The following is a 10,027-nucleotide window of genomic DNA, read 5'->3' as shown; positions in this document are numbered from 1 at the left end:
ATTGTTTACTTTTTCAAAATACAGGAGTAATATATCAGCCAGAATACATTTTTTGTAATACGCTGAGTCCAAATGCATGGAGCGGAGGAACCAATTTGTGCGTCGTCACTAGGGGTGAATCTTTCAATTTTGAAAGTAGGGCTACTCTCAAAGTCCGAATCCGACAGCTAACTTCGTAAGCGTCTTGAGAGAGGGCGGTGCCATGATGAATATATTACTTCGTCGGTCTGATTAGTATAGGAGAATATCAATCTATGTTTGAGTTCTTTTATGCTAAGGAGGATGAGGTACATGGAATTAACGCTTATTTGCGTTGGAGAAGAAAATAAGGTAAAGAGTTTAAGAGAGGTAGCAGCATTTCAGCATGAGTTAATTATTTTTACAGCAAATGAAGAGATAGCAGATCAAGTTAGAAATTGTGGATTTGATTGGACTTATAGCTGTAATAAGGAGCAGGATTTTACTAGTATTTGCGAGCGGATTAAGAAAGTGATTTTATTAGGAGATGAGCTCCCGATAGTTAGCTTCTTCACGGAACGCATTCGTTTTTCTTTTCAAGCGCCGATTACTGTTGTTACAAGGAATAAACAATATCCGGCCAGGCTCTATGAAACGATTGGAGCTAAATTTGTAGTGTTTACGAACTGTGATAACATTTCTTTTTATTTTTTGAATAGGGCGGGGGAAAAGAAGATGAAGGTGTTGTTACTAGGAGATATAGCGAATCGTTGGGCGGTATCGATAGCGAGGGTTCAGGAATTGGTCCAAATTGATCCTCTTTTTTCCAGGGCCATATATTATATTACCATCAAAAGATATTTTGTATTTAGAGGTGGATATTACCGAATATGAGCAGTTACATGCAGAATTATCACAAGTTTATATTCGAGGGAGAAATTTGCGTGCTTTTTTACGAGGCGAATAAAGATTGAATGAAAAGAGAGCGAATGCTGAGTGCAACAAGCTATGCACTTCATGTCATTCGCTCTTTTTATTTCATATTTAAAAGATCATTTCTATGAAAAAAAAAGAAAACACAAGAAAATAGATGAAAGAATATTAATAATAAGCAATGTAAGCGTTTAAATAGCGGAATTTTTTCTTGTTTTAAGTAATTTGCCTCTTTACAAGTTAAATTTAGAGGAGTATATTTACTCTCATAAATCATTCATGAAATTTCCAAAAAAAACCTAAAATCGCTGAGTTCCAGAAATGGAGCGGGGGAACCAATTTTGTGCATCGTCACTTGGGGTGAATCTTTCAATTTTGAAAGTAGGGCTACTCTTTAGGCCCGAATCCGACAGCTAACCTCGTAAGCGTTTAGAGAGGAGGTTTACTTTGTGTTGTTCATTTCGAACACTAAGTAGAGCTTAGTGTTCTTTTTTTGATAAATATATGGTAAATTTTAACAAAAGTGAGGGGTAATTATGTTAGATGTTGTAATGATCGGGATTTTTGTTGTGTTAGTCGCATCGATGGCAAGTCTTGCAAGTTGGTCAGATAAAGTTGTGAAAGAAGGGAAGCAATCATGATGATTGCCTTATCGGTTATTGTTGCAGCGATTACGGTGTACTTAGTGTACGCATTATTAAATCCAGAAAAGTTTTAATTAGGGGGAATCATTCATTATGATTTGGGTTGCAGTCGTTATTACAATGCTCTTGTTTATTTTAGTAGCAAAGCCAACGGGGATTTATTTAGAAAAAGCTTTTCAAGGTAGCAAAACGCTAGATAAAGTATTCGGGCCTTTTGAAAAACTTATTTTTAAAATTACGGGTGTAAAAGAATACAATCAAACGTGGAAACAGTACGCATTATCACTCGTTTTACTCAACGGATTTATGATTGTTGTTGTATATTTCATTTTCAGATTACAGGGTGTGCTGCCGCTAAACCCAGCGCATATTGAGGGAATGGAGCCTACGCTCGCTTTTAATACAGCAATTAGTTTTATGGCTGATACAAATTTACAGCATTATAGCGGTGAAAATGGTTTGTCTTATTTATCACAATTAATCGCCATTACGTTTTTAATGTTTGCAGCACCAGCAACGACGTTAGCGATTGTTATGGCATTTATAAGAGGGCTTGCTGGAAAAGAACTTGGGAACTTCTTCGTTGATTTTACGAGAGCTTTAACGAGAGTTTTTCTTCCAATCGCATTTGTTGCGGCGTTAGCCTTTGTCGCACTCGGTGTACCACAAACGTTAGACGGGGCAGTTACAGCACATACGATTGAAGGTGCAAAGCAAAGTATATTACGTGGACCAGTTGCATCATTCGTTTCAATTAAGGAACTTGGGAATAATGGTGGTGGTTTCTTCGGAGCAAACTCAGCGCATCCATTTGAAAATCCAGGACAAATTAGTAATATTTTGCAAATGATGCTTATGATGTTATTACCAACAGCACTTCCATTTACGTACGGAAGAATGGTAGGAAATAAAAAGCAAGGACGTATCCTTTTTGTATCACTGTTCATGGTCTTTTTACTAGGATTTATAACGATTACGACATCCGAATTACATGGGAATCCAGTATTGAACCAAACGGGTATCCAGCATGTGCAAGGAAGCACAGAAGGAAAAGAAGTACGATTCGGAACCGTATTTTCTTCACTTTACGCGACAGTAACGACAGCTGCTGAAACAGGAGCGGTTAATACGATGCATGATACGTTAACACCAATTGGCGGTTTAGTTCCACTCGTAAATATGATGTTGAATACAGTATATGGCGGCGTTGGAGCAGGCTTTATCAATATTATCATGTATGCAATTATTGCAGTCTTTATATCAGGATTAATGGTCGGACGGACGCCAGAGTTTTTAGGTAAAAAGATTGAAGGTAAGGAAATGAAATTAATTGCGGTAACGATATTATTCCATCCGTTGCTTATTTTAGGATTTTCAGCATTAGCTCTTTCAACAAGTTTAGGAACAGATGCCATTTCTCATTCCGGTTTTCACGGTTTAACGCAAGTTGTATATGAATACACATCGTCAGCTGCGAATAACGGGTCTGGATTTGAAGGTTTAGGGGATAATACGCCGTTTTGGAATATTACGACTGGTTTAGTTATGTTTTTAGGACGTTATTTCAGCTTAATTACGATGCTAGCTGTTTCTGCTTCACTGAAGGAGAAAACGGTCGTACCAGAAACAGTCGGAACATTCCGTACGGATAATAGTTTATTTGGTGGCATCTTCATCGGAACGATTGTAATTGTCGGTGCGTTAACATTCTTCCCGATGTTAGTATTAGGTCCAATTGCAGAATTTCTTACATTGAAGTAATGGAGGGTAAATGATGAGACCGGTAGTAGTAAAAGAAAAACAAGTGAACGAGTCACAAATACATGTTATAGAAGATGAGGTTAGACAAGCGAAAACGTTGGATCGTGATATCGTGACGCATGCGATGAAACAATCCTTTGCGAAATTGAATCCGAAAGTAATGATAAAAAATCCTATTATGTTCATTGTGGAAATTGGATTTATAATAACGTTACTTTTATCCTTTCTTCCAAGTAGTTCGAGTAGCGTACCAGGATGGTTTAATATAACAGTTTCTCTCATTCTATTATTTACAGTTTTATTTGCTAACTTTGCAGAAGCGTTAGCTGAAGGTCGTGGTAAAGCGCAAGCCGATTCTTTAAAACAATCGAAAAAAGATGTATTTGCAAATGTTGTAAAAGAAAATGGAGATATTGTTCAAGTTTCAGCAACTGATCTGAGAAAAGGTGACGTTGTTATTGTAAAACAAGGAGAAATGATTCCAAATGATGGTGAAGTAATTAAAGGATTAGCGTCTGTAGATGAATCTGCAATCACAGGAGAATCTGCTCCTGTTATAAAAGAAGCAGGTGGCGATTTTTGTTCCGTAACAGGCGGTACGATGGTCGTAAGTGATGAGATTACAATTGTGATTACGAGTAACCCAGGTGAATCATTTATCGATAAAATGATTTCTTTAGTAGAAGGAGCTGCTCGTCAAAAAACGCCGAATGAGATTGCTTTAAATACAGTATTAACGAGTTTAACTCTTATTTTCTTAATAGTTGTTGTGACGTTGCCGATTTTTACAAATTATTTAGGGTTTCAAATTGATACAGCTGTACTTGTAGCGTTGTTAGTTTGTTTAATTCCGACGACAATTGGTGGGTTATTATCAGCGATTGGTATTGCTGGGATGGACCGTGTGACAAAATTTAATGTGCTAGCAATGTCAGGGAAAGCAGTAGAAGCTGCGGGTGATATTAATACAATTATTTTAGATAAAACGGGTACGATTACTTTCGGAAACCGGATGGCACATACACTGCTTCCTGTAGGAAATGAAACGATTGAGCAAGTAGGAAAATGGGCTGCGATTAGCTCAGTTTTAGATGAAACACCAGAAGGTCGATCAGTTATAGAATATGTACAAACGAAATCTATATCATATAATAGAGAAATTGCAGAACAAGGTGAATTTGTTCCATTTAAAGCAGAAACGAGAATGAGTGGTGTTGATTTACAGGACGGAACGAAAGTGAGAAAAGGTGCTGTTAGTGCAGTTATTGAATGGGTTCAATCGCAAGGCGGAACAATTCCGAAAGATGTGAATCAAAAAGCAGATTTAATCTCAAAAGAGGGTGGGACACCGCTTGTAGTTGCAGTAGATGATCGTATTTACGGTTTGATTTATTTAAAGGATACAGTAAAACCTGGTATGCGTGAACGTTTTGAACAATTGCGCCAAATGGGGATTAAAACGGTTATGTGTACTGGTGATAATCCGTTAACAGCAGCAACAATTGCAAAAGAAGCAGGGGTAGATGAATTCGTTGCCGAGTGTAAACCGGAGGATAAAATTGCGGTTATTAAAGCAGAGCAAGATAAAGGGAAACTTGTAGCGATGACAGGTGATGGTACAAATGATGCTCCGGCATTAGCGCAAGCTGACGTTGGATTAGCGATGAATAGTGGTACGACAGCTGCGAAAGAAGCAGCGAATATGATTGATTTAGATTCGAATCCAACGAAAATTATTGAGGTTGTAGGAATCGGTAAGCAATTGTTAATGACACGAGGTGCGTTAACGACATTTAGTATTGCGAATGATATTGCAAAATATTTTGCAATCATTCCAGCAATGTTTACACTTGCGATTCCGCAAATGGAAGCATTAAACATTATGAAATTAACATCACCGCTTTCAGCAATCTTATCAGCATTAATATTTAATGCAGTTATTATTCCGTTACTCATTCCGTTAGCGATGAAAGGTATTGCGTATAAACCGATGAGTTCTAATGCACTACTTAGTCGAAACTTACTCATTTACGGGCTTGGCGGAGTGATCGTTCCGTTCATTGGAATTAAAGTAATTGATATGATTGTCGGCTTGTTCATATAAGGAAGAGGGGAAAAAAGATGGCGAAAAAACAAAGTATACTTTCACCAATTATTCGTATTACTTTTACATTTCTAGTCTTGTGTGGACTTGTATACCCGCTTATTGTAACTGGTATTGCGCAAGCGGTAATGAAGGATAATGCGGATGGAAGTCTTATATATAATGATAAGGATGAAGTAGTTGGTTCAAAATTAATCGGTCAAAATTTCACAGATCCACGTTATTTTCATGGACGTGTCTCTAGTATAGAATATAAAGCAGAAGCATCTGGTTCAAATAACTATGCACCGTCTGATCCAGAATTAGCAAAACGAGTTGAGAAAAGTATTGAAGACTGGAAGAAACAAAATCCAACCATTCCAGTTACAGAAGTACCGATAGATTTAGTGACGAATTCGGGTTCAGGGCTTGATCCTGACATTAGTCCAAAAGCGGCTTCTGTGCAGGTAGATCGCATCTCGAAATTAACGAATATTCCGAAAGAAAAGCTGGATCAATTGATTAAGGATCAAACAGAAGGTGCTGCGCTCGGCTTGTTTGGAGAAGATCGCGTGAACGTCTTAAAGTTAAATTTAGAATTACAGAAATTAATGAAATAGTAACAACGCTACCTCAATCTAACGGATTGAGGTAGCGTTGTTTCGAAAGAAAGGCTGTGAGTGTTTTGTATGCGGATGACTATAAACCGACGTTTCAAAGGCGAACGCCAGAAGAGTATTTAGAATATATTCGTCAGCAAAATCGCGGGAAGTTAAAGCTATACGTAGGGGCTGCACCAGGAGTAGGGAAAAGTTATAAAATGCTCTTTGATGCAAGAGAGATGAAAAAAGATGGTATTGATATTGTAATTGGTTTAATTGAAACACATGGGAGAATTGAGACGGAAGAAGCAATTGCTGATTTAGAAAAAATTCCGCTAAAAGAAATAGACTATAAAGGAAAGGTATTTTATGAGCTTGATGTGGAAGGAATTATAAAACGTGCACCGCAAGTAGTTGTAGTGGATGAACTCGCGCATAGTAATATTCCTGGATCTAAAAATAAGAAGCGTTATATGGATGTTCAAGAATTGCTAGAGGCTGGTATATCAGTATTATCAGCATTTAATATTCAACATTTAGAAAGTGTTCATGACATTGTAGCTCAAATTACGAATGTAAAAGTAAGAGAGCGTATTCCAGATTTTATTTTGCAAAAAGCAAATGAAATTCAACTTGTTGATGCAACACCTGAGGTATTAAGGAAGAGATTAATAGATGGAAAGATATATAAGGAAGAAAAAATAGAGCAAAGCTTACAAAACTTCTTTACGCTAAATAATTTAGGAGCACTAAGGGAATTATCGCTTCGTGAAGTTGCAGATGATATGGATGAGAAAATTAGCCAAACAGTTATAGAACCGATTGGGGTGAAAGAAAAAATTCTCGTTTGTGTACAATACAGTTCAACAGCAGAGAAATTAATACGGAGAGGTTGGCGCATGGCTGATCGGTTAAACGCTGAATTGTATGTCTTAAACGTAGAACGGGAAAATATAGATTCACTTTCAGTAGGGAAAAAGCAAACAATTGAAGAGTGGAAATCGCTAACAAATCAATTTGATGCGAGCTTTGTATTAGAAGAAGCGAAAGGAAGAAAGCCAGCTGATGTTATTATTGAAGTCGCGAACAGACTACAGGTGACACAAGTTTTACTCGGACAATCGGCGAGAACACGGTGGGAAGAAATACGGAAAGGTTCTATTGTAAATGAAATTATGAGACAAACGAAGTATATTGATATTCATATCGTTGCTGATCAACGAACTTAAACTAGAGACCTCCTTTGGGGAAATCTCTAGTTTTCTTTTTTGTAGAGTATGGGAATTTTATTCCTGTGAGAGAAAGACATGCACTTAGAAGTAGACCTAGGTTAAGAGAATGAAAATAGTCTAACTTTTTATTGACAATGATAATTATTATCTTTAATATTAATTTGATTTTTCATTAAATTTAGGGGGATATGTATGAAAGTTCGTAAGGTTATTGGAAAGATTCATTTATACTTGAGCATGATAGCTGGGATGTTTATTGTGCTGATTGGATTGACAGGGAGCTTGCTTGTTTTTAAACATGAATTAAATCGTGTGTTACATCCTGATTTATACAAAGTAACAGAAGGCGAAAGGGTTACTTATCAGAAAGCACTTCAAACTGTATTGGCAGTACATCCAAAGGGTGAGATTCAGCGAGTATATACCCCGGATGAACCAAGTGCTCAAGGTGTTTATTTATTTAATTTGAAAGAAGGAAAGGCAAAACAAGAAGTTTACATCGATCCAGGAAACGGTAGGATCAATGGAGAGTTAGGTGAAAAATCATTTTTTAATCAGGTTGAGGAACTTCATTATCATTTACTTCTTAAGGATTTTAAGGGGAAAGAGATTGTTGGCATCATTGGATTTATTTTCTTTTTTATTATTTTATCAGGTTTATATTTATGGTGGCCGGGGATTAAAAAATGGATGCGCGGATTTGTTATACGCCGAAGCAAGAATTCGTATGTAAAACAATATGATCTACATAGAGTCATTGGAGGTGTTTCAGTTCCGTTTTTACTAATCGTTTCATTAACAGGTGGTCTGCTTGTGTATGATAAAACAATTTTTGGATGGTTTGGAGCGAAAGCTAGTGTGGCACCATCAAAAGAGATACTTATTTCGAAAACGCTTTCAGGAGGGAAGCTCCCTCTTGATTACTTGTTGAGTGAAGCTGAAAAAGCAGTGCCAAAAGGAATAATTATGCAAGTAAGAATGCCGGAGAAAGCGAAAAAGGGCAAGACAGAAGGGGCTGTTGAAATCCGGATGAGCCGTTCATATGATCCGGGGAATGGGAATATAAAGGTATGGATGGACCAGTATAGTGGGAAAGTATTAGCAAAGCTAGACCCAAAAGTAGATAGCGGACTAACATATCAAATATGGCGTCTTCCTTTACATACAGGAACATTTGGAGGGGTATTTACAAAGATCTTGTATGTGATTGGTGGGCTTACTCCATCTATTTTAATGTTTACTGGTGTGTATATGTGGTGGTATAAGAAAAAGAATAAGAGAAAGGGGAAAAAGGCCTCGATATCTGCAGCGTAATTATATAATTCATATAAGAGTAAAAATATGATTTGATGAAGAGAGAAAGAGAAGTATTAAAATGGTTAGTGCATACTGATAGGTGTAAGCGTCATATGGAGCATGAAAGGTCTTAAAAATGAAAAATATATAACGTAGAGCTGTGTGGTGGTATCCCACATCCACCAATTTAAGGATTAAGACTATTCTTGAAGTTAAAAGCACGTTACTATTCTCTTATGTTAATGAGAATAGTAACGTGCTTTTTATGAATATGCATCAAAAAACAAGAGTTATCTTTATTTTCCGAAGAGTTATATCGATATGTGTCCCCCGCTATACTTAGTCAATTAGCTATAAAAGTAGGTAGAATGAAACAAACACGTAAGTGCCATGGCACCATTTTTTATCTTAATGTGTATGGTTAAATCAACAAGTCGCTACTACTTCTCTTACTCAACTTTGTAGTCAATTAGAAACTCGTCAGGGTTTATTTGATGTGATGCTATCCTTAGGGAAAGAAAAAACCCCTTCTTTTCAAGTCTTTTGAATATAATTTCTAAAAGAACTCATATATAATAGAAAAAGATACTTAACATAGTGAATAATTAAAGAGTTAATATATATAAAGAGGAGAGAATAACATGCTTGAAAATACGGGGTTAGTATTAGAAGGCGGCGGTATGCGTGGTGTATATACGGGCGGGATACTAGAATACTTTATGGAACAAGATTTATATTTTCCATATGTAATCGGTGTATCAGCTGGTGCTTGTCATGCAGCGTCGTATCTTTCCAGACAAAGAAATAGAAATAAGACAGTAAATATTGATTATGCATCACATCCGAAGTATTTATCGTATAAAAACTTATGGAAAAAGCGTCAATTATTTGATATGGATTTCATTTTTCATGAAATTCCAGAAAAGCATGTGCCGTTTGATTTTGAAACATACTTTAGTAGTCCGGAGCGCTTCCTTATTGGAACAACGGATTGTGAAACAGGAAAATCTGTTTATTTTGAAAAAGAGGGAACGAATGATGATGCACTAAATTTATTGCAAGCATCTAGTTCATTACCTTTCATCGCGCCAGTAGTAAATTACCGTGGTAAGCAGTTGTTAGATGGTGGGATTTCTGATCCAATTCCAGTTCGTAAAGCACAATCAGACGGTTTTACAAAATCAGTCGTTATTTTGACGAGAAACCATGGTTATGCGAAGAAAAAATCAAAATTTGGTTGGGTTGCAACGAAAGCTTATAAAAAATATCCGAACCTAGTTAACACAATGCTAGCTCGTTATGAAGTGTATAATGAAACACTTCACTACATTGAAAAAGAAGAACAAGCTGGTAATTTATTTGTTATTCGCCCCGAAGTGCCGCTTCAAGTGGACCGTATGGAAAAAGATACAGCAAAACTACAAAATCTATATGAGCAAGGATATGAAGATGCGAAGAGACAATTTGCAGATTTACAGGAGTTTTTGCAAAGCTAATAATTAGGCTGTGGAGAAGAAT

Annotated in this window: 8 protein-coding genes, 3 pseudogenes and 2 riboswitches; all 11 genes and pseudogenes read left to right on the top strand. The window is 36.7% G+C overall.

Annotated features, from left to right (window positions below; translation table 11 throughout):
* Positions 1–50 precede the first annotated feature (50 nt).
* Positions 51–198, top strand: a riboswitch (cyclic di-AMP (ydaO/yuaA leader).
* A 93-nt stretch (positions 199–291) separates the two neighbouring features.
* Positions 292–669, top strand: a pseudogene (locus CDB3_RS32495) (hypothetical protein); the annotation flags it as partial.
* A 24-nt stretch (positions 670–693) separates the two neighbouring features.
* Positions 694–925: pseudogene (locus CDB3_RS32490) on the top strand (hypothetical protein).
* 262 nt (positions 926–1,187) lie between these two features.
* Positions 1,188–1,333: riboswitch (cyclic di-AMP (ydaO/yuaA leader) on the top strand.
* A 94-nt stretch (positions 1,334–1,427) separates the two neighbouring features.
* Positions 1,428–1,532, top strand: coding sequence for a SipW-dependent-type signal peptide-containing protein (locus CDB3_RS20410; protein WP_000887889.1), 105 nt, complete (start codon positions 1,428–1,430; stop codon positions 1,530–1,532).
* Complete coding sequence (kdpF, locus tag CDB3_RS20405) at positions 1,529–1,609, top strand: K(+)-transporting ATPase subunit F (RefSeq protein WP_000972378.1); 81 nt, start codon at positions 1,529–1,531, stop codon at positions 1,607–1,609. The genes CDB3_RS20410 and kdpF overlap by 4 nt, the downstream gene beginning before the upstream one ends.
* Positions 1,610–1,628: 19 nt before the next feature.
* Positions 1,629–3,296, top strand: coding sequence for a potassium-transporting ATPase subunit KdpA (kdpA, locus tag CDB3_RS20400; RefSeq protein ID WP_128855758.1), 1,668 nt, complete (start codon positions 1,629–1,631; stop codon positions 3,294–3,296).
* 13 nt (positions 3,297–3,309) lie between these two features.
* Complete coding sequence (kdpB, locus tag CDB3_RS20395; protein WP_128855760.1) at positions 3,310–5,400, top strand: potassium-transporting ATPase subunit KdpB; 2,091 nt, start codon at positions 3,310–3,312, stop codon at positions 5,398–5,400.
* A gap of 17 nt (positions 5,401–5,417) precedes the next feature.
* On the top strand, positions 5,418–5,999 hold the full coding sequence (gene kdpC, locus CDB3_RS20390) for a K(+)-transporting ATPase subunit C (protein WP_128855757.1): 582 nt from the start codon (positions 5,418–5,420) through the stop codon (positions 5,997–5,999).
* Between the two features lie 56 nt (positions 6,000–6,055).
* Positions 6,056–7,210 carry a KdpD-like non-kinase potassium sensor gene (kdpDN, locus tag CDB3_RS20385; protein ID WP_128855756.1) on the top strand — a complete coding sequence of 385 codons (1,155 nt, stop codon included), beginning with the start codon at positions 6,056–6,058 and terminating at the stop codon, positions 7,208–7,210.
* A gap of 195 nt (positions 7,211–7,405) precedes the next feature.
* Entirely contained in the window at positions 7,406–8,527 is a 1,122-nt protein-coding gene (locus CDB3_RS20380) for a PepSY-associated TM helix domain-containing protein (RefSeq protein ID WP_128855755.1), read from the top strand.
* A gap of 247 nt (positions 8,528–8,774) precedes the next feature.
* A pseudogene (locus CDB3_RS20375) lies at positions 8,775–8,999 on the top strand (IS4 family transposase); the annotation flags it as partial.
* Between the two features lie 151 nt (positions 9,000–9,150).
* On the top strand, positions 9,151–10,005 hold the full coding sequence (locus CDB3_RS20370; protein ID WP_128855754.1) for a patatin-like phospholipase family protein: 855 nt from the start codon (positions 9,151–9,153) through the stop codon (positions 10,003–10,005).
* Positions 10,006–10,027 lie beyond the last annotated feature (22 nt).

This window comes from Bacillus sp. CDB3 (assembly GCF_002081505.1).
Lineage (GTDB): Bacteria > Bacillota > Bacilli > Bacillales > Bacillaceae_G > Bacillus_A > Bacillus_A cereus_AT.
This window is presented reverse-complemented; position numbering and strand designations above follow the sequence as displayed.